Raw genomic sequence first — 20344 nt, 5'->3', positions numbered from 1 at the left:
GGGTACACGACGCGCGCTGTGGTGGTTGAATCGGCCGCGGCGCACCAGGGCGGCGGAAGGGACGGCACCGATGCTCGGGATCCCAACGCACCTCGCGCCGCGCGTGAACGCATGGTCGCTGGTGCGGGCGTTCCACGCTGCCGCCCTCGCAGCACTGGTCGCACTCGTCGCGGTCCTCGGGCTGTACGGCGCGGTCACGGGGTCGCCGCGCGTCGGACTCGCGGTGCTCGCGCTCGTCCCGACGACCGTGATGATCGCCGTCCACGCACGCATCGGTACGTGGCGCTCCGCGGCGGCGTTCCTGCTCGTGGGGGGCGCGTGCTCGTACTGGTTCACGATCGTCGTGGCGAGCGGACTCGACGCGCCCACCTGGATCGAGTCCTACCTCTTGTCGCTCGCCGTCATCCCGCTCGTCCTCGTAGGTGGGGCGAGCACGTCGACGGGACGGGTGATCGCGTGGTCGATCCTCGGGTTCTCGGTCGGTCACCTCGCGACGTTGATCGGCACCGCCCAGGTGATCGGTCAGGTGGTGCCGACCCTGCTCGCGTGGGTGACCATGGGGCTCGTCGTCGGGATCGTGGGCGTCGCCACGGGGCTGACCGCGCGGTTGCAGCGCGTCCAACCCGAGCTGCTGCGGTCGGCGCGCGAGGAGCACGTGTCGACGTACCGGCAGGGCATCGAGCTCGAGGCCGCGGCGATCCTCCACGACACGGTCCTCAACCACCTCAACGCGATCGCCCTCGCCCCCGCGGGCCCCATGGACGCCACCCTCGCCCGGACCGTCGACGAGGACTTCGCGATGCTCGCCGGACACGAGTGGTTGGCGGCGCCGGACGCGGGCCGGGACGCCGATGCGCAGGGACGAGCCGTGACGGACGACGACGTGGTCCACCGGACGGTGGAGGAGTGCCGGTCCGCGGGCCTCCAGGTCGACCTGACCGGCGACCCGGGCGTCACCGCCCGGCTGGACCAGCCGGTCGCGGCCGCACTCGCGCGTGCGCTCGCGCAGTGCCTGACGAACGTCCAGAAGCACGCCGGCACCGATCGCGCCGAAGTCAGCGTGTTCGACGACGGCCTCATGTGCACCGTGATGGTCGTCGACGACGGCCGGGGCTTCGACGAGCGGACGACCGGCGCCGACCGCCTCGGTCTCCGCAACTCCGTGCGGCAGCGGATCGATCGCGTCGGTGGTGAGGTGCAGGTGTGGTCCTCGCCCGGCAGCGGGACCAGCGTCATGATGTCCGTGCCCTTCCGTCCGGGCCGACGCGGTGCCGCCGAGGGTGACGCGCGGCGCGCCGGCGCGGTCTCGGCACCCTCGTTCCCCGCCGGAGACGACGGCCGGCTCAGGTCGGCCTCGTGAACCGCGAGCCCGCTCGGACCCCGCAGCAGTACGACCCGCTCGGCGCACTCGGGTCCCGCCCGCTCGCCCTCGTGACCGGGGCCGCCTCGGTCGTCTGGGCGCTCGTGGCCTCCATCGTCGCCCGAGACGTACCGGGGAGTCCCACGCTCTCCGCGCTCACCGTGCTGCTCGTCGCGGCGGCCGCCGGTGTCTCGGCGTTCGCGACGAGTCCGTTCCGTGCGCCGTTCGCGCGCGGGGCGTTCGTCGCCTACACCGCGCTCCTCGCGGCGGCGTCGATCGCGAGCGTCGCGGCGCAGTGGGGTCCGGACCGGGACGCCGCGAACGACTTCATGCCGCTCGTCACGGGCGTCGGCATCCTCGTGATGGCGCCCTACCGGCCCTGGCGCGACGTCCTCGTCGGCGGGGCGGTCCTGGCGGTCGTCGACGCCGTGGCGTTCGGGGCCGTGGCCGCCGCGTTCCCGTCCAGCGTGCCGGTCGCGGTGTCGGCCGTGCTCGCCGCCGTCCCCACCGTCGTGCTCACGACCGCGGCCGTGGCGTTCGCGTGGACGTTCGTCGGTCTCGCCGAGCGGGTGCAGATCCGCGCGGCCTCGTACTCGGTCGAGCGCGCGGAGCGGGACGGCATCGCCCGCAGCGTCCAGCAGGACCGGGTGACCATCCTCGCGCGCGACGTCATCCCGTTCTTCGAACAGCTCCGGAGGCACGAGGCGATCACCGACGCCGACCGTGCCCGCGCGCGCTCCATCGCCGACGGCATCCGCCGCGTCATGGTCGCCGAGGCCGATCGCACCTGGCTCGAGCAGGCGCTCATGGCGGACGGCGCCGAGGCCGCGCACGTCGATGATCCGGGTGCCCTCATCCGCAGCATGGACGTCGACCAGCGGACGGTCGTCCGCACGGCGGTCCGCGCGGTGCTCCGGGCGTCCACCGTCGACCCGGCGGGCGTCCGGATCCGGATCGAGCCGGACCCGCACCACGACGGCCGCGTCCGCTTCACGCTCGAGGCCGCGGTCGCAGCCACGGACCTCGCCATCCACCGCGCCTTCGATCCGTACCTCGCCGTCCTCCGCGTGACGTTCCCGGACCTCGACGTCGAGGTCCGTCCTTCCGCCCTCGCACTAAGGTTCTCTTATGACCAGCACTGACCCGAACAGGCTGACCAACGGGCAGTCGGCGCGGTTCCCTGCCACCGACGCCCGGCCCGCCGGAGCGACGTCCGTGCCGGCCACCGCGCGCGATGCCCGCGCCGCTCAGGGGGCACCGGGTCAAGGAGCAGGGCAGGGCGCACGGCGCGTCCGGCTCGCGATCCTCGACGACCACGAGGTCCTCCTCGACAGCCTGTCGAGCTGGATCTCGGTGAACGCCTACGACTTCGATCTCGCGCTCACCGCGCACAGCTGGCTCGAGATGGTGCACAGCGACAGCTTCCCGACGGACCTCGTGTTCCTCGACTTCCAGCTCAAGGAACCCGTCTCGATCGAGGCCCGGGTCCGGACCTGCCGTGCTGCCGGCGCGAAGGTCGTGGTGTTGTCGAGCGTCGACACGCGGGAGTCCCGCGACCGTGCACTACAGGCCGGTGCCGCGGCGTTCCTGTCGAAGTCGCTGCCGATGCGCGAGGTCATGGACATCGCCCGCGACATCATGGGCGTCGCTCGTGAGGCCGCTCCGCAGCGCGACTGGCGTCCACTGCCGACCGGTGCGAACGCGCACCAGCGGCCGAAGCTGAGCCACGGTGAGGAAGAAGCGCTCCGGTTGTACGTGTCGGGGTTCTCGACGAACGAGGTCGCCGCGCAGATGAACGTGCAGTACGAGACCGCCAAGACGTACCTGCGTCGCGTGCGGGAGAAGTACGGCAAGGTCGGTCGGCCGGCATCGAAGAAGTCCGATCTCATCCGGCGCGCGGCGGAGGACGGGTTCCTCCAGTAGTGGCGAAGCTGTACTTCCGCTACGGCGCCATGAACAGCGGCAAGAGCACCGCGCTGCTCCAGGCGGCGTTCAACTACGAGGAGCGGGGCCAGCGGGTGCTCCTCGCGAAGCCCTCGGTGGACACGAAGGGCGACCGGCACATCGTCTCGCGCCTCGGCGTGACCCGTCCCGTCGACCTCGTCGTCGGTGGGTCGGACGACGTGCGCGCCGCGGTGGCCACGGCGAGCGGGACCGACCCGATGTCGTCGTCCCTCGACGGCATGGTGCGGCCGGTGAGCTGCGTCCTCGTCGACGAGGCCCAGTTCCTCACGCCCCGGCAGGTCGACGACCTGCTCCGCATCGCCGTCCTCGACGAGGTCCCGGTGCTCGCCTACGGCATCCGCACCGACTTCCGGACCGAGGCGTTCCCGGGCAGCCGCCGTCTCCTCGAGGTCGCCCACTCCCTCGAGGAGCTGAAGACCATCTGCCGATGCGGCCGGAAGGCCGTGTTCAACGCGCGCAAGGTCGACGGCGTGTTCGTCTTCGCCGGGTCGCAGGTGGCGATCGACGGCGCCGACGTGACGTACGAGTCGCTCTGCGCCACCTGCTACCTCACCGAGTCCGGCGGCGTCCTCGACGGCGACTGACGTCGGTCGGGAGGCGCGGTGCCGGTCCAACCGCACCGTGCCGCCCGGGATCCAGCCGCGGTGGCGGCCCGCTGCGGGTGGCCCCGAGCCGTGCCTCCCGGGAGCCAGCCGCGGTGCCGGCCCGCTGCGGGTGGGCCCGGGCCGTGCCTCCCGGGAATCCGGCGGCGCCACGAGGCGTTGCAGTGGGCATGACCGACACCAGCGTGCACCTGTCCGTCCTCGACCTGGCGACGCGGGAGTACGGGCAGTCGAACGGTGACGCGCTCCGGGGGAGCGTGGAGACCGCGACCGTCGCGGAGCGGCTCGGGTACGAGCGGTTCTGGGTCGCGGAGCACCACGGCATGCCCGGCATCACCTCGTCCGCACCGGCGGTGCTGCTCTCCGCCGTGGGCGCGGCCACGTCCACGATCCGTATCGGCAGCGGCGGTGTCATGCTGCCGAACCACGCCCCGCTCGTCGTCGCCGAGCAGTTCGGCACGCTCCGTGCCCTCTACGGCGACCGCGTCGACCTCGGGCTCGGACGCGCTCCGGGTACCGACGGGGCGACGGCGATGGCCCTCCGTCGGACCGACCGGCTCGACGTCGACGACTTCCCCGACCGCCTCGCCGACCTCATCGGGTTCTTCACGGGCATGGAGCCCACGAACCCCCTCGCGCGCATCCAGGCGGTCCCGGGATACGGCGACGTGCCGGAGTTCTGGCTGCTCGGGTCGTCCGGCTACAGCGCCCAGGTCGCCGGCGTGCTCGGCGTCTCGTTCGCGTTCGCGCACCATTTCGCCGCGGACAACACCGAGGCGGCGCTGGAGCTCTACCGGTCCTCGTTCCGTCCGTCGCGGTTCCTGTCCGAACCGCGGTCGATGATCGGCGTCCAGGTCGTCACCGACGAGGACCCCCGAGTCGTCGACGAGCAGTCCGCGCCGGGCATGATCTCGTTCATCCGGATGCGTCAGGGTGCGAAGCCGCAGCCCGTGAGCATGGACGAGGCCCGGGCCTATCAGTTCGACGAGCTCGAGCGCCGGTTCATCGCCGCGCGGATCGCCCGCCAGGCGTACGGCTCCGCCGACGAGGTCGCCGACAAGCTGTCGTCCCTGCTCGACTCGACGGGTGCCGACGGCCTGATCATCGCGCCGGGTGCCGCGCAGGCCCCGTACCGGCACCAGGCGCTCGAGACCGTCATGCGGCTGCACCGGGAGGGCCGGATCACCCGGACCGCCTCGGCTGCTGCTCCCGCCCTCTGACGCGTCCGCCACGCGGACGCGCATCCGCGAGCGGCCGACGGACTGGGGCTGGCCGCTCGCGAGCGGCGGTCCTGCCTGCGGGAGGACGAAGGGCCCGGCTCACATGAGCCGGGCCCTTCGTGGTGGTCGGGGTGACAGGATTTGAACCTGCGACCTCCTCGTCCCGAACGAGGCGCGCTACCAAGCTGCGCCACACCCCGCGGTGCGGTTGTCCGAATCGGAGCAACCCCAGAAGTCTACCGGATGATCGGAGGTGTTCGAGACCACGCGTCGGATCGTCAGACCGTGCGCGCCGTGAGCGTGACGACGACCGCCTCGGGTCGGACTGCGAACCGCACGGGCGCGTAGATCGACGTCCCGATCCCCGCCGAGACCTCGAGCCAGGACCAGTGCGTCCGGTTCTCCCACCGGTGCAGACCGCTCGCGTAGCGCCGGGGGAGGTCCGAGTTCGTGACGAGCGCGCCGTACCCGGGGACCGCGACCTGGCCGCCGTGCGTGTGTCCGGCGAACACGATGTCCGCGCCCTGGGCGACGAACGCGTCGAGCACGCGGCGGTAGGGCGCGTGCGTCACGCCGATCGACACGGGCTCCGGTCCCGGCTCGTCCGTCCACGGGACGTTCTCGCGGAGCTCATCGACGGTGTTCGGCAGGAGATCGAGGCGGTCCCAACCGCGGTGCGCGTCGCCGGTCCCGAACAGTTCGAGGCGTGAGCCGCGGAGTTCGACGGCATGTGCCCGGTTGTTCAGGTCGAGCCAGCCCAGGGACTCGAAGAACGCGTGCTGTCGCGTGACGTCGAGGCGCACCGGTTCGACGTCCTTGCGGAGCTGGCTGGGGCCGCCGAAGTACTTGAGCGGGTTGCGCGGGCTCGGCCCGAAGTGGTCGTTCGAGCCGTCGACGAAGACGCCGGGCACGCCGCGGAACGGTTCGAGTGCGTACTCCACCGCGGCGTTCGCCATCGGGTGGCTCACGTTGTCGCCCGTGTTCACGATGAAGTCCGGCTCGACGAGGCTCAGATCACGGAGCCACTGCTGCTTGTCGGACTGCCACGGCGCCATGTGGATGTCGGACAGGTGCAGCACGGTCAGGTCCCGTGATCCCGGCGGCAGGACCGGGACGGTCTCCCACCGGATCGAGAACCGCCGACGCTCCACGAGCGTGCCCCACGCCGCACTCCCGACGCCGACGGCCGCGCCGACCGCGAGGACGCCGAGCGCGGCCGAGCCGCCGCGACCGCGCGTCACTTGCAGTTCCCCGGGTCCTTGCCGTCCGGCGTCCCGTACAGGGTGAGCGTCACCTGGGCCGACTTCGTCGCGGCGGTCCCGGCGGCCGGGTCCGTCGACGCGACCTTGCAGGCCTGGCCGTTCGTGCCCTTCTGGAAGGTGCCGCTCACGGTCACGGACGTGAAGCCCTGATCGCCGAGGGTCGCCTTGGCGTCCGACGACGTCCTGCCCTTGACGTCGGGGACCTTCGCCTGGGACCCGTCGCTGGTGAACACCGTGACGCTCGATCCCTTCGAGAGCATCGTGCCCGCGGTAGGGGAGGTCGAGGACACCGTGCCCGCGGCGGCGGACCCCGCCTGCGTGCCGCCGTCGACGAACGTGAAGCCGTCCGCGGCGAGCGTCGTCTGGGCGTCGGCCGTCGTCTTCCCGCTGAGGTCCGGCACGCTCACGGACGACCCGTTGATCGCGGACGACGTGGGGTCCGTGAACACGCCGGGTGCGTACTGCTGGTTGACCGGCGTCTGCGCCTGCCGCCAGACGGACGCGCGCTGCGACGCGAGGGTGGTCCCGCTCGCGGGCGAGTACACGTGCCGGAGACTGGTCCGCTTGCCGTCCGTGTTGCCCTGCCAGTAGGCCGTGACGACCTTGGTGCTCCCGCCGACGAGCCAGATCTGGTCGGCGTTGTCGGTGGTCCCCGTCTTGCCGAAGAGCTGGGCTCCGTCGTACGTCTGCGCGCCCACCGCGGTGCCGCTCGAGATCGTGCGCTTCATCGCGTAGACCGCGGCCTGCGCCACGCTCGGGTCGATGACCTGCTTGCACTGCTTCGTCTGGCCGCCGAGCGACGTGCCGTTCGCGTCCGTGATGCCGTCGATCGCGATCGGAGCGCAGTACACGCCGTTGTTCGCGACGGTGGCGTACGCCGACGCCATCGTGAGGGGCGCGATGTTGTTCACACCGAGCACGGACGAGGGCACGGTCTTCAGCGCCTTGCCGTCGGCGTCGTGCACGCCGAGCTTCTGCGCCACGTCGCGGATGTCGCAGAGGTCGAGCTTGGCCGCCATGGACTCGAAGGCCGCGTTGACCGACTCGGCGGTGGCGTTGACGACGGAGTAGTACCCGCGTTCGCCGAGCGAGTCGTTCTTCGGGTTCCAGGGCGTGTACAGCGTGCTCCCGCAGTGCTGCCATGCGCTCACGGTGTGGGGCGTCCCGTTGACGCTCTCGTACAAGCCGTGCCCGTTCTCGAGCCAGTCGAGGAGCGTGAACAGCTTGTACGTCGACCCGGTCTGGAACCCGATCGAGTTGCCGTACTTGTGGTCGACGCTGTAGTTGATGCTCGTGGACGACGGGGGCGAGGTCGGGGACTGGTCGTAGTCCTTGTTCTGCGCCATCGTCAGGATCCGCCCTGTGGACGTCTCGACGGAGTCGAAGGTCGACCCGAGCGAGAGCGCTGTCGAGCCCTTGTCGTCGTACGTGTCGAGCAAGGTCTTCTGCTGCCCGTTGAGGTCGAGGTCGAGCGTGGTCTGGATCTTGTACCCGCCGGTCCGCCACGCGGCGTCGCGTTCCTCCTGGGTCCCGCCGAGCTGGTCCATCTCCTTGACGACCTTGACGGCGTAGTCGCAGAAGAACTGCGCGCCGGTCCCACCGGCCGCCTGGCACCCCTGCGTGGCCGGGGTCAGGTGGACGTAGTCCGCGGGCTTCGTCGCGAGGGCGCTGTCGAGGTGCGCCTTCGAGATGTCGTGCTCGGCGAACATCGCCTTGAGGATGACGTCGCGGCGGGCCTGGTTGGCGTCGTAGTACTTCGGGTCCGAGAGGTTCCGCGTGTTCGGCGACTGCACGACCGCCAGGATCGACGCGGCCTCGACCGGCGAGAGGTTCGTGGCGCTCTTGTTGAAGTAGTGCTGCGCTGCCGCCTGCACCCCGTACGTGTTGTCGCCGAAGTACGCGATGTTGAGGTACGCGGTGAGGATCTGCTTCTTCGTGTACTTCTTCGCCAGACCGATGGCGAGCTTCATCTCCTCGAGCTTGCGCGGGATCGTCTGTTCGACGGCCTGGTTGTAGGCCTTCAGCTGCTCGGCCTTGGTCGGCTTCTCGAGCGCCTGCTGCATCTTGATGTTCCGGACGAGCTGCATCGTCAGCGTCGACGCCCCACCGGAGTCACCGAGGCTGCCACCGGCGATGCTGCCCACACCCGCGCGGACCAACGACGCGACGTCGACGCCGCCGTGGCTCCAGAAGCGGCGGTCCTCACCGTCGACCGCGGCGTCCTTGAGCATCGGGGAGATCTGGTCGTACGTCAGTTCCTCGCGGTTCTGGTCGTACACGGTCGCGAACTGCACGGACTTGCCGCCCTGGTACGCGTAGAGTTCGTTCCGCTGAGGCAGCGCACCGATCTCGATGTACTCCGGCAGCGACTCGAAGACGCCGATCGTGGACGTCGTCGTGACGCCCGCGACGGCGATGGCGGGGGTCACCCCGATCGTCACGAGCAGTCCGGCGAGCACGCTGAAGCCGACGAAACCGACCAGGGCGCCGACGGCGGAGACGGGCTTCGTCCTCTGGGCAGACATAGGATGCAGCCTAGATGATGCCCCCGACCGTCCAGCTGACAAGGAGCCGCATGCCCCGCTGGGAGTACCTCACCACCCCGTTGATCATCCACAACACGACGGCGATCCTGAACAACTTCGGCCAGGACGGCTGGGAGCTGGTGCAGGTGGTGCAGGGTCCCGAGGGCGGGCTCGTGGCGTACCTCAAGCGTCCGCTGACGTCGGCGTGAACGTCGACGCGCGGCTGGCCGAACTCGGCATCACCCTGCCGGAGGTCGCCGCCCCGGTCGCGTCCTACGTCCCCGCCGTCGTGGCCCAGGGCTTCGTGTACACCTCCGGGCAGCTGCCGTTCGTCGACGGAGCGCTCCCGGTCAGCGGCAAGGTCGGCGCGCAGGTCACCGCGGACGTCGCCCGGGACCAGGCACGCCAGTGCGCCCTCAACGCCCTCGCCGCGGCGCGTGCCGCGATCGGGTCGCTCGACCGCGTGGCTCGCGTGGTCAAGGTGACGGGGTTCGTCGCCTCCGACCCGTCCTTCACCGGGCAGCCCGGCGTCGTCAACGGCGCGTCGGACCTCCTCGGCACGGTGTTCGGCGACGTCGGCGTGCACGCGCGCAGCGCCGTCGGGGTGGCGGTGCTGCCGCTCGACGCGCCCGTCGAGATCGAGCTCGTCCTCGAGCTCACGGCCTGACACCGCCCGGGACGCCGCGAACCGACGCCGGGTACGCCGTGACCGGTCGGTGTGTTGGGGGAGACCGGCCACGGCGCCGCGCATCGCCGCAGGTGCGGTGACCGCTCGTCAGAGCGTCGTCCGCGCGGGCGCCGCGTCGTCACCATCCGGTCGTTGATCGGACAACGCGTGCGCTTCGCGGTCCCGCCGCAGCAGGGAGGTCCGTGCCCGTTCCGCGGGCCGGCTCGACCGGTCCGTCAGAGCAACTCCGTGATCCGTCGCATCACGTCGGCGTCCGCCAGCGTCGTCGTGTCCCCGACGCCCCGTCCTTCCGCGAGGTCGCGGAGCAGCCGCCGCATGATCTTGCCCGACCGGGTCTTCGGCAGTTCCGGCACGACGACGACCTGACGCGGGCGGGCGATCGCACCGATCCGCGTGGCGACGAAGGTGCGGAGTTCCGCGGCCACGGCCTCCCGGTCGACATCGTCGGCGGACGCCCGCAGGATGACGAAGGCGACGATCGCCTGTCCGGTGGTCGGGTCGGCGGCGCCGACCACGGCCGCCTCGGCGACCGCCTGGTGCTCGACCAGCGCCGACTCGATCTCGGCGGTGGAGAGGCGATGCCCCGACACGTTCATGACGTCGTCCACCCGGCCCAGCAGCCAGATGTCACCCTCGCCGTCGAGCCGTGCGCCGTCACCGGCGAAGTAGCGGCCGGGGAACCGCGACCAGTAGGTCTCGACGAACCGCTCCGGGTCGTTCCAGATGCCCCGCGCCATCGACGGCCAGGGCTCCGTGATCGTGAGGTAGCCGCTCCCGCCTCGCGGCACGACCGCTCCGTCGTCGTCGACGACCTCGGCGCTGATCCCGGGGATCGGCGTCTGCGCGGCTCCGGGCTTCAACCGCGTCACGCCGGGGAGGGCGGACACCATGATCGCGCCCGTCTCCGTCTGCCACCAGGTGTCGACGACCGGCGTGCGGTCGTGCCCGATGACCTGCCGGAACCAGTGCCAGGCCTCCGGGTTGATGGGTTCGCCGACCGAGCCGAGGAGCCGCAACGAGCCGAGATCGCGCTCGTCGGGGATCGCACGCCCGGCCTTCATCGCCTCGCGGACGGCGGTGGGTGCCGTGTAGAGGACGGTGACCCCGTACCGGTCGACGACGTCCCACCAGCGCCCGGGACGCGGTTCGTCCGGGGTGCCTTCGTACAGCACCTGGGTGACGCCGTTCGCCAGGGGGCCGTACACGACGTAGCTGTGGCCGGTGATCCAGCCGATGTCCGCCGTGCACCAGTAGACGTCGCGGTCAGCGTGGATGTCGAACACGTTCCGGTGCGTCCAGGCCGCCTGGGTCAGGTAGCCGCCCGACGTGTGGACGATCCCCTTCGGGCGCCCCGTGGTGCCCGACGTGTACAGGATGAACAGCGGCTGCTCCGCCGGGAACGCCCGGGCCTCGTGCTCCGGGGAGGCGCCCGGTACCAGGTCGTGCCACCACACGTCGCGATCGTCCTGCCACCTGACCGCGTTCCCGCCGCGGCGGACCACGACGACGTGCTCGACCGATCCGGTCCCCGCGCCGGCGAGGGCTTCGTCGACCGCGGGCTTGAGCGGAGCGACCGCGCCCTTCCGCCAGCCGCCGTCGGCCGTCACGACGACCTTCGCGCCGGCGTCCTCGATCCGGGCGCGGAGGCTCTCGGCGCTGAAGCCGCCGAACACCACCGAGTGCACGGCGCCGATCCTGGCGACCGCGAGCATCGTCACCACGGCCTCGGGGACGAGCGGCATGTACACGACGACCCGGTCGCCGACCCCGACGCCGAGGGACTCGAGGGCGTTCGCGGCGCGGCGGACCTCGTCGGTCAGTTCCGCGTAGGTGATGTCCCGTCGGTCGCCCGGCTCGCCCTCGAAGTGGATCGCGACCCGCTCGCCGTGCCCGTCCCGTACGTGCCGGTCGAGGCAGTTCTCGGCGACGTTGAGCGTGCCGTCCTCGAACCAGCGGACGAACGGTGAGTCCGAGGTGTCGACGGTCCGCGCGAACGGAGTCCGCCAGGTGAGGAGCTCGTGTGCCTGTCGGGCCCAGAACGCCGCCGGGTCCTCTCGTGCTGCGTCGTACACGTCGGGCTGCGCGATCGCGGTCGCGGAGAACTCCGGTGACGGGGGGAACCCGTCGTGGGGCGTGACCGGGGACTCGGCGGGAGTGGGCATCGGCGTCCTTTCGCATCGTCGCGACGGGTTGTGGCTGTTCGGGACACTACCGCGGACGACGGCGGTCACGCGTCCGATCCTGCCGGTGCGGACAGACTGCCCTCGGAACGGTCGCGGTGCGCCCACGACGGTGCTGTCGTGGGGTACACTGGTGGTACCGGACTCGTTTCCGGGGGCAGCGGTCGGGATTCCCCCCAATCCTCCGTTGTCTGGCGGCACCCGTTCCCCCCAACTGGTGCCGCCCCTTTCTCTTCCTGGTGAGGGTCGACGCGGTCGAGGGCGACCGTGGGCCCCCGGGACGCCGCCCGATCGCCGCGCTGTACACAGAACGGTCGGTCTGGGGGCTCGGCGGACGTCGCCGCAGCGGTCCATCCGCGTCCGAGCCGAGCGGCTGACCCTCGCACCGACAGCGGTCGTCGACACTGCTCGTCGTGCCTCGCGGCACCGTATGCCCGACCCGGGCCGCGACGACCGCGGGCGCGGACCGCACCTGCACAACGGGGTACAGATCGCGTCTCGTCGGTGCGCGCATCACATGCCTCCTCCACAGGTCGCGCCGCCTCGGATTCATCCACCGCTGGCGCTGCCGAGCGATCGGCGCCCTCGGCGCCTGCGTACCGTTCCGCGGCATGCACGACACCGAGACGCCGCGTCCGCCCGGGGTGGCCTGGACGCAGGACGTGACACCGTTCGTTCCGTCCACGACGAGCGACGGACGGCCGCTGCTCGACTCCCGGCCCCGTCCGGACCGGCTCGTCGACTTCGACGAGCTCTACCCGCTCGTCGCCGATCCGCACATCACCGACGTGCTGGTGATCGGTGGCCGCGGAGTCTGGGTCGACGACGGGATCCGACTCCGATCCGTGGTGGGGATGGTGCTCCCGGAGGCCCGGACGCGGGAACTCGCCGTCCGCTTGGTGGCGCTGGGCGGTCGCCACGTCGACGAGTCCACGCCCTGCGCGGACGTCCACCACGTCGGCGGCATCCGCGTGCACGTCGTGCTCCGTCCGGTCGCCCACCACGGGACCGCGATCAGCATCCGGCTGCCGAGCACCGAGCAGCTCGGGCTGTCGGACCTCGAAGCGGCCGGGTTCTTCGCCAGCGTCGCCCGGACCGAGGTCGAGGACGCCGTGCGCGCGCGCCGGAACGTGCTCGTCAGCGGAGCGACCGGCAGCGGCAAGACCACCCTGCTCGGCGCGATGCTCGCACTCGTCCCGCACCACGAACGCATCCTAACGGTCGAGGACGTCGCCGAACTCCGCGTCGCTCACCCACACGTCGTCGCGCTGCAGGCCCGGCAGGCGAACGCGGAGGGTGCGGGCGCGATCGGGCTCGACCGGTTGATCCGCGAGGCCCTGCGGATGCGGCCGGACCGGATCGTCGTCGGCGAGTGTCGCGGAGCCGAGGTCCGGGAACTCATGAGCGCCCTCAACACCGGACACGACGGCGGCGCGGGCACGCTGCACGCGAACGGTGTGGCGGACGTCCCCGCGCGGCTCGAGGCCCTCGGCGCGCTCGCCGGGCTCGGATCGGACGCGCTCGCGCGGCAGGCCGTCAGCGCGTTCGAGCGTGTGTTCCACGTCGGACGGATCGCCGGGACCCGGCGGCTCGAGGCGGTCGCGTCCCTGGCGCTCGACGGAAGCGGCCGACTGGTCGTCCGTCAGACGGTGCCGACGGCGGCGGCGCAGTGACCGGCCCGCATGACGCGACGGCGGCCTCCGCCGTCGCCGCCTCGCGTCTGACCCGGGAGGCCCGTCCGCCCGACCGTCCCGCGGAGGTCGCCACCGCCACGGCGCGCGTGCTCGAACGGGTCGCGGCGTTGGTGGGCGGCGGGCTCCCACCGCGCCGTGCCTGGCGCATCGTTGCGGCGCGGGAACCCGCGATCGCACCGCTCGTCGTCGCGTGCGACGCCGGCGAGGACCTCGTCGCGGCGATCGCCAGGCTGCCCGGTCCTGCCTGGGCGCAGGTGGCCGCGATGTGGCGGGTCGCCGAGCGCATGGGCGCGCCCGCCGGTCCGGCGCTCGGCGCGGCCGCCGCGGCGTTCCGCGACGTCGCCGAGGGCGAACGTGCCGTGGAGGTGGCGCTCGCGGGTCCACGCGCGAGTGCTCGTATCGTCCTCGCGCTGCCGCTGGTGGGCGTGCTCTTCGGGCTCCTCTCGGGTGCGGACGCGCTGCGCTTCCTCCTCCTGACACCGCTCGGTTGGGCGTCGATCGTCGTCGCCGTCGGGCTGGTGGCGCTCGCGAGGGCCTGGACTGCCGCCCTCGTCCGTCGGGCCCGGCCGGACGGGCCCGTGCCGGGGCTCGTCCTCGAGGCCTGGGCGATCGCGGTCTCGGGCGGTGCGGCGTGGTCGACCGCCGAACGGGTGGTCGCCGAGTCGGTCGTGCCGCCTCCGGACGCCGAGGCCCGCGCGGCCGCCGAGACCCTGGCCGTCGCTGCGGAGGCGGGCGTGCCCGCGGCGGCGCTGCTCCGCACGAGCGCACTGGACGTCCGACGTCGCGTGGTCGCCGACCGTCTGGCTGCGGCGGAGCGGTTGAACGCCCAGCTCGTCGTGCCGCTGGGGCTGTGTGTCCTGCCGGCGTTCGTCCTCGTCGGCGTCGTCCCGGTCGTCGTCGGCATCGCGTCGTCCACCATCGCCGCCGTCACGTGATCGTCCACAAGCCGGGCGACGGCGACGTGGGCGACGACGCCGGGCCGCGATGATCAGATTCGACACCGCGGGCGGGGGCCCGCGGTCGACCCGGGCGGACGACACGGCCGCCCGGGTGCCGGATGACCGATGTGTGCATGACAGAGAGGAACGACGATGGTGGTCGACGGGGGACGGACACGGCGGGACGCACGGCGGGCTCTGGCCCGGCGGACGACGCGGTGGGGGCGGTGGTGGTCTCGGGCGGCGGGGGAGCGGGGCTCGGCCACGGCGGAGTACGCGGTGGTGGTGCTGGCGGCGGTGGCGTTCGCAGGGGTGCTCGTGGCAGTGGTGCGGTCGGGGGCCGTCCAGTCCCTCCTCAGTGGCATCATCAGCGACGCGCTCTCGCTGTGACGTCCCCGGTCGGTGGGGAGCGCGGATCGGTGACGGTCGAGTTCGCCGTCGCGCTCCCCGTCGTCACGGTCGTGCTGGGGCTCGTGCTCGGCGGTGTGGTGCTGGCCGGCGAGCAGGCCCGGATGCAGGTCGCCGCGGCCGTGGCGGCGCGCGCCGCGGCTCGTGGGGACGGTGCGGCGGCTGCAGGCGCGGCCGGTGCCCTCGCTCCAGGCGCCGCGGTCCGGTTCGAGTTCCCGTCCGGACTCGTGTGCGCGGTGCTCCGAGCGGATCGTCGGATGGGACCGATGCCCGCGGTGGCGGTGTCGGCGCGCGGGTGTGCCGCAGCGGGCGGGCGATGACCGGGCCACCCCGGGCGCGAGCGGCGCATCCCGACGCCCGGGACGACCGCGGCGCGGTGACGATCGTGCTGGTCGCCACGGTGCTCGCCACGGTCCTCCTGTCGACCGCGGTGCTCGCCGGGATCCGGCGCGGCGTGGACGCCCTCCACGTCGCGACCGCGGCGGACTCGGCGGCGGTCGCCGGCGCGGCCGCCGCCGTCGGACTCGTTCCGGGACCGCCCTGCGACGCGGTGTCGCACGTCGCCCGCGCCGAGGGCACGGACGTCGAACGGTGCGACGTCGACGGCGCGACGGTGACGGTCCGCCTCCGGGCCGTCGGACCGCTCGTCCCGACGGCGGCGACGGCACGTGCGGGTCCCGCCGCCGTCCCCGGACGACGCCCGGGCAGCACCCCGGCCTCACCACACAGCGGCGCACGCGAGCGGCGGAAGCCGCCGGTCGTGTGTGTATGGTGTGCCTGTCGGTCCGCCACCCACCGACACCCACGGTCCTTCGAGCGCCGCTCGTCGCGCGACGACCGCCCGCAGCATTCGATCAAGGAGTCACGTGCCAGGCACGAAGAAGCTCGTGATCGTCGAGAGCCCCGCGAAGGCGAAGACGATCGCCCAGTACCTCGGCGACGGGTACGAGGTCCAGGCATCCGTCGGTCACATCCGTGACCTCGTGGAGCCCAAGAACCTCCCGGCCGACAAGAAGAAGGGCTCGCTCGGCAAGTTCTCCGTCGACGTCGAGAACGGGTTCGAGCCCTACTACGTCGTCTCCGACGCGAAGAAGAAGACGGTCACCGAGCTCAAGCGCGCGTTGAAGGACGCCGACGAGCTCTACCTCGCCACTGATGAGGACCGCGAGGGTGAAGCGATCGCCTGGCACCTGCTCGAGGTCCTCAAGCCGAAGGTCCCCGTCAAGCGCATGGTGTTCCACGAGATCACGAAGGAGGCCATCCAGCGCGCGAAGGAGGCCACCCGAGACCTCGACACCGCGCTCGTCGACGCGCAGGAGACCCGCCGGATCCTGGACCGCCTGTACGGGTACGAGGTCTCCCCGGTCCTGTGGCGCAAGGTCGGCCCGGGCCTGTCCGCCGGCCGCGTGCAGTCGGCGGCCACCCGGCTCGTGGTCGATCGCGAGCGCGAACGGCTCGCCTTCGTGTCGGTGAACTACTGGGATCTCACCGCGCGGTTCGCGAAGGACGCGTCGGTGTTCCCGGCCCGCCTCGCGCGGCTCAACGGCACCCGCGTCGCCGCTGGCCGTGACTTCGACGACCGCGGCAACGCCACCTCGGACGCCGTCCGGCTCGACGAGGCCTCGGCGAACGGCCTCGCGTCGGTACTCCAGCAGGCCGGCGATGCGGTCGTCCGCAGCGTCGAGTCCAAGCCGTACACACGTCGTCCCGCGGCGCCCTTCACGACGTCGACCCTCCAGCAAGAGGCAGCCCGCAAGCTGCGGTTCAGCGCGCGGCAGACCATGAGCGTCGCCCAGTCGCTGTACGAGAACGGGCACATCACCTACATGCGGACCGACTCCGCGTCCCTCTCGCAGCAGGCCGTCACCGCCGCGCGCAAGCAGGCGGCCGAGCTCTACGGTTCGGACACCGTCCCGGACAAGCCACGCACGTACGCGGGCAAGAGCAAGAACGCCCAAGAGGCCCACGAGGCCATCCGGCCGGCGGGCGACACGTTCCGGACGCCCAGCCAGATGGAGGGCGTGCTCCGCGGCAACGACTGGAAGCTCTACGACCTCATCTGGAAGCGGACGGTCGCATCGCAGATGGCCGACGCCAAGGGCTCCACGGCCTCCGTGGTGATCGGGATCGCCGCACCCGAGGCCGTCGAGGGGCTGGCGGTCACGCAGGGCGGGACGGACGCCGAGTTCACCGCGTCGGGCACGGTCATCACCTTCCGCGGGTTCCTCAACGCCTACGAGGAGGGTCGTGACGAGGACCGGCACGACGCGAGCGACGCGGCCGACACGTCGCTCCCGCAGGTGGCGGAGCGCGACCACCTCGGCGTCGAGGACATCGAGGCCAAGGGCCACGACACGTCGGCGCCGCCGCGGTACACCGAGGCGAGCCTCGTCAAGGCGCTCGAGGAGCTCGGCATCGGCCGTCCGTCCACGTACGCCGCGATCCTGTCGACGATCGTCGACCGCGGGTACGTCACGCCGCGCGGCAGTGCGCTCGTTCCCAGCTGGATCGCCTTCAGCGTCGTCCGGCTGCTCGAGGAGTACTTCCACGACCTCGTCGAGTACGACTTCACCGCCGAGATGGAGGGCGACCTCGACCGCATCGCCGACGGTGAGGCCGACCGGGTCGATTGGCTCAACGGCTTCTACTTCGGGACCGACGCCCAGCGTGGCCTCCGTGGTGTCATCGACAACCTCGGCGAGATCGACGCGCGCGAGATCAACTCCGTCCAGCTCGCACCGGACCTGACGCTGCGGATCGGCAAGTACGGCCCCTACATCGAGGCGCCGAGTGACGACCCCGAGCAGCCCCGTCGTGTGAACGTGCCCGAGGAGCTCGCACCCGACGAGCTGACGGCCGAGAAGGCGCGCGAGCTGATCGAGGCGCCCGTCGTGGGGGACCGCGTGGTCGGCATCAACCCCGCGACCGGCAAGGAGGTCCTGGCGAAGGACGGCCGGTTCGGGCCCTACGTGACCGAGCGGACGCCGGAACCTGAGGCCGAGGTCGACCAGGCCACCGGCGAGGTCCGGGCGTCGACGGCGGCAGACGCTGCCGAGGGCACGACGACGACCGCGACGGCGCCGAAGCGCACCACGAAGAAGGCAGCGCCCCCGAAGGAGCGCACGGCCTCGCTGTTCAAGTCGATGGACCCGCAGACCATCGACCTCGAGACCGCCCTCAAGCTGCTCGACCTCCCGCGCGTGGTCGGGACGGATCCGGAGTCGGGCGAGGAGATCACGGCGCAGAACGGCCGCTACGGCCCGTACCTCAAGAAGGCCGCCGACACGCGGACGCTCCCGAGCGAGGACGCCATCTTCGACATCGACCTGCCCGGGGCCCTCGAGCTCTTCGCACAGCCGAAGTACGGCGCGCGTCGAGCGTCGAGCGCGCTCAAGGAGTTCGAGGCGGACCCGGTGAGCGGCAAGCCGATCAGGGTCAAGGACGGCCGCTTCGGGCCGTACGTCACCGACGGCGAGACGAACGCGACCATCCCCCGCGGCGAGGACGTCGAGGCGGTCGACTTCGACCGGGCGGTCCAGCTGCTCGCGGACAAGCGCGCGAAGGGCCCGGCGAAGCCCCGCGCCAAGGCCACCCGGAAGCCCGCCACCAAGAAGAAGTGAGCGCGTCGGGCCGGACCGGCCGCGGACGGTTCATCACCCTCGAGGGCGGCGACGGCGCGGGCAAGAGCACGCAGGCGGCCCTCCTCGAGGACTGGCTGACCGAGGGTGGCCGGACCGTCGTGCGCACCCGCGAGCCGGGCGGCACCGCGCTGGGCGAGCGCATCCGCGAGATGGTCCTGCACGAGCGTGGGCACGTCGCCCCGCGGGCCGAGGCGCTGCTCTACGCCGCCGACCGGGCACACCACGTCGAGACCGTCGTCCGGCCGGCGCTCGCCCGGGGCGACGTCGTGGTGCAGGACCGCTACATCGACTCGTCGGTGGCCTACCAGGGCGTCGCGCGATCGCTCGGCGCCGACCGGGTCCGAGCGGTCTCGGACTGGGCCGCGGACGGCCTGACCCCGGACCTGACGGTGCTGCTCGACCTCGACCCCGTCGTCGGCCGCCGTCGGGTGGCCGCCGCACGGGGGACGCTGGACCGACTCGAGTCGGAGGCGACCGCGTTCCACACCGCGGTGCGCGACGCCTTCCTCGCCATGGCCCGAGCCGAGCCGGACCGGTTCCTCGTGCTCGACGCCACACGCCCCGTGGAGGAACTGGCGGGGGCGGTGCGCGCTCGGGTCGCGCAGGTGCTCGGAGCGGCGGCGTGACCTCCCGCGATCGCTCCGCGCTGTCGGTGGCCGATGAGAGCGTGTCCCGGTGAGCGTGTGGGACGGGCTGACCGGCCAGGCGGACGCGGTCGCCGCGCTCCGAGCGGCGGCCGAGGCCCCCGAAGGCAGCGGGAGCATGACGCACTCGTGGCTCATCACCGGGCCTCCCGGCTCCGGGCGGTCGAACGTGGCGCTCGCGTTCGCCGCGGCGCTCGTGGGTGACGGCCCCGACGACGACCGAGCCCTGACGCAGGTCACCGCCCGGACGCACCCGGACGTCGCGGTCCTGTCGACGCAACGGGTGATCATCACCATCGACGAGATCCGCTCGCTCGTGACGGGGTCGCACTACGCGCCGTCGGTGGGTCGGCACCGCGTCGTGATCGTCGAGGACGCCGACCGGATGACCGAGCGCACCTCGAACCTCCTGCTCAAGGCGCTCGAGGAGCCCCCGGAGCGGACGGTCTGGATCCTCTGCGCCCCGAGTGAGGCCGACCTCATCCCGACCATCCGCTCGCGGGTGCGGTCCGTGCGCCTCCGGGTCCCGGACGTCGCGTCGGTGGCCGACCTCATCGTCGCCCGCACCGGCGTCGACCGCACCCTCGCGGTCGACGCGGCCCGGCAGGCGCAGAGCCACATCGGGATGGCGCAGCGTCTGGCCACGAGCGCCGAGGCGCGGGACCGCCGTCGCCGCACCCTCGAGACCGTGCTCGCCGTCCGGAGTGTCGGGGACGCGGTGGTCGCCGCGGCCGACCTGCTCGCCGTGGCGGACGAGGACGCCAAGGCCATCACCCAGGAGAAGGACGCCGAGGAGCGTGACGCGGCGCTCCGGTCGCTCGGCGTGGAGCCGGGCGGGACGGTGCCGCCGGCGCTCCGCGGACAGCTGCGTGGGCTCGAGGAGGACCAGAAGCGGCGCGCCACCCGGAGCCTCCGCGACGGCCTCGACCGCATCCTCGTCGACGTCATGTCCCTGTACCGCGACCTGTTGTTGCTCGGTCTCGGCGCGCCCGTCGAGCCCGTGAACGCGTCAATGCAGGCGGAACTCGATCGTGCGCTCACATCGGTGCCTCCCGCCTCCGCGCTCGAGGTGCTCGACGCGGTCGCCCTCGCCCGAGACCGCATCGCCGCGAACGTGGCGGCGCTCCTGGCGCTGGAGGCGCTCATGGTGACGATCGCGCGGGCCGTCCGCTGATGCACGGACGCCCTCGGCGGACGACCGTCGCCGACCGCACCGC

17 protein-coding genes and 1 tRNA gene are annotated in these 20344 nt (G+C 72.3%); 14 read left to right on the top strand and 4 right to left on the bottom strand.

Annotated elements, in window-relative coordinates; translation table 11 throughout:
• Nucleotides 1-70: 70 nt before the first annotated feature.
• The 5 genes from DEI93_RS10870 to DEI93_RS10850 all read left to right on the top strand — a co-directional run bounded on the left by DEI93_RS10870 (nt 71) and on the right by DEI93_RS10850 (nt 5147).
• Nucleotides 71-1360: a sensor histidine kinase gene (locus DEI93_RS10870; RefSeq protein WP_111119250.1), complete on the top strand. Its 1290-nt coding sequence runs from the start codon at nt 71-73 to the stop codon at nt 1358-1360.
• Nucleotides 1357-2502, top strand: coding sequence for a hypothetical protein (locus DEI93_RS10865; protein WP_111119251.1), 1146 nt, complete (start codon nt 1357-1359; stop codon nt 2500-2502). Before DEI93_RS10870 ends, DEI93_RS10865 begins: the two co-directional genes overlap by 4 nt.
• Entirely contained in the window at nt 2489-3283 is a 795-nt protein-coding gene (locus DEI93_RS10860) for a DNA-binding response regulator (RefSeq protein WP_258368512.1), read from the top strand. Before DEI93_RS10865 ends, DEI93_RS10860 begins: the two co-directional genes overlap by 14 nt.
• Nucleotides 3283-3909, top strand: a complete 627-nt coding sequence (locus DEI93_RS10855) for a thymidine kinase (protein WP_111009475.1) — start codon at nt 3283-3285, stop codon at nt 3907-3909. The genes DEI93_RS10860 and DEI93_RS10855 overlap by 1 nt, the downstream gene beginning before the upstream one ends.
• Nucleotides 3910-4097: 188 nt before the next feature.
• Nucleotides 4098-5147 carry an LLM class flavin-dependent oxidoreductase gene (locus DEI93_RS10850; RefSeq protein ID WP_111009621.1) on the top strand — a complete coding sequence of 350 codons (1050 nt, stop codon included), beginning with the start codon at nt 4098-4100 and terminating at the stop codon, nt 5145-5147.
• 123 nt (nt 5148-5270) lie between these two features.
• Here DEI93_RS10850 and DEI93_RS10845 read toward each other — a convergent pair.
• From DEI93_RS10845 to DEI93_RS10835, 3 genes are all read right to left on the bottom strand, one after another.
• Nucleotides 5271-5347 (bottom strand) — tRNA-Pro (locus tag DEI93_RS10845).
• A 78-nt stretch (nt 5348-5425) separates the two neighbouring features.
• Nucleotides 5426-6388 carry a metallophosphoesterase gene (locus tag DEI93_RS10840; protein WP_111009476.1) on the bottom strand — a complete coding sequence of 321 codons (963 nt, stop codon included), beginning with the start codon at nt 6386-6388 and terminating at the stop codon, nt 5426-5428.
• Complete coding sequence (locus tag DEI93_RS10835) at nt 6385-8934, bottom strand: transglycosylase domain-containing protein (RefSeq protein ID WP_111119252.1); 2550 nt, start codon at nt 8932-8934, stop codon at nt 6385-6387. Before DEI93_RS10835 ends, DEI93_RS10840 begins: the two co-directional genes overlap by 4 nt.
• Nucleotides 8935-8984: 50 nt before the next feature.
• Between DEI93_RS10835 and sp36 the strand changes: the two genes are divergently transcribed.
• Both sp36 and DEI93_RS10825 read left to right on the top strand, forming a co-directional pair.
• Nucleotides 8985-9143 carry a Sp36 family protein gene (gene sp36, locus DEI93_RS10830; RefSeq protein ID WP_258368513.1) on the top strand — a complete coding sequence of 53 codons (159 nt, stop codon included), beginning with the start codon at nt 8985-8987 and terminating at the stop codon, nt 9141-9143.
• On the top strand, nt 9140-9601 hold the full coding sequence (locus tag DEI93_RS10825; RefSeq protein WP_258372173.1) for a RidA family protein: 462 nt from the start codon (nt 9140-9142) through the stop codon (nt 9599-9601). Before sp36 ends, DEI93_RS10825 begins: the two co-directional genes overlap by 4 nt.
• A 236-nt stretch (nt 9602-9837) precedes the next feature.
• On the opposite strand, the gene acs is transcribed toward DEI93_RS10825, so the two are convergent.
• Entirely contained in the window at nt 9838-11784 is a 1947-nt protein-coding gene (gene acs, locus DEI93_RS10820) for an acetate--CoA ligase (RefSeq protein ID WP_111119253.1), read from the bottom strand.
• A 629-nt stretch (nt 11785-12413) separates the two neighbouring features.
• Between acs and DEI93_RS10815 the strand changes: the two genes are divergently transcribed.
• From DEI93_RS10815 to DEI93_RS10785, 7 genes are all read left to right on the top strand, one after another.
• The gene (locus tag DEI93_RS10815) at nt 12414-13475 is read left to right on the top strand and encodes a TadA family conjugal transfer-associated ATPase (protein WP_111027008.1); all 1062 of its coding nucleotides are present in this window, start codon (nt 12414-12416) and stop codon (nt 13473-13475) included.
• Nucleotides 13472-14431, top strand: a complete 960-nt coding sequence (locus DEI93_RS10810; RefSeq protein WP_111027007.1) for a type II secretion system F family protein — start codon at nt 13472-13474, stop codon at nt 14429-14431. Before DEI93_RS10815 ends, DEI93_RS10810 begins: the two co-directional genes overlap by 4 nt.
• A gap of 156 nt (nt 14432-14587) precedes the next feature.
• Nucleotides 14588-14824 (top strand): DUF4244 domain-containing protein, encoded by a 237-nt coding sequence (locus tag DEI93_RS10805; protein ID WP_111119254.1) that lies wholly within the window; start codon nt 14588-14590, stop codon nt 14822-14824.
• The gene (locus DEI93_RS10800; RefSeq protein WP_111026221.1) at nt 14821-15162 is read left to right on the top strand and encodes a TadE family type IV pilus minor pilin; all 342 of its coding nucleotides are present in this window, start codon (nt 14821-14823) and stop codon (nt 15160-15162) included. The genes DEI93_RS10805 and DEI93_RS10800 overlap by 4 nt, the downstream gene beginning before the upstream one ends.
• A gap of 546 nt (nt 15163-15708) precedes the next feature.
• Nucleotides 15709-18462, top strand: coding sequence for a type I DNA topoisomerase (gene topA / locus DEI93_RS10795; protein ID WP_111026219.1), 2754 nt, complete (start codon nt 15709-15711; stop codon nt 18460-18462).
• On the top strand, nt 18459-19109 hold the full coding sequence (gene tmk, locus DEI93_RS10790; RefSeq protein ID WP_111009484.1) for a dTMP kinase: 651 nt from the start codon (nt 18459-18461) through the stop codon (nt 19107-19109). Before topA ends, tmk begins: the two co-directional genes overlap by 4 nt.
• Before the next feature lie 49 nt (nt 19110-19158).
• Entirely contained in the window at nt 19159-20301 is a 1143-nt protein-coding gene (locus DEI93_RS10785; protein ID WP_111026218.1) for a DNA polymerase III subunit delta', read from the top strand.
• Nucleotides 20302-20344 lie beyond the last annotated feature (43 nt).

The organism is Curtobacterium sp. MCBD17_035 (assembly GCF_003234815.2).
In the GTDB taxonomy this organism is placed as follows: domain Bacteria; phylum Actinomycetota; class Actinomycetes; order Actinomycetales; family Microbacteriaceae; genus Curtobacterium.
Note: the sequence above shows the minus strand (reverse complement) of the source record. Positions and strands in the feature narration are given on the sequence as shown.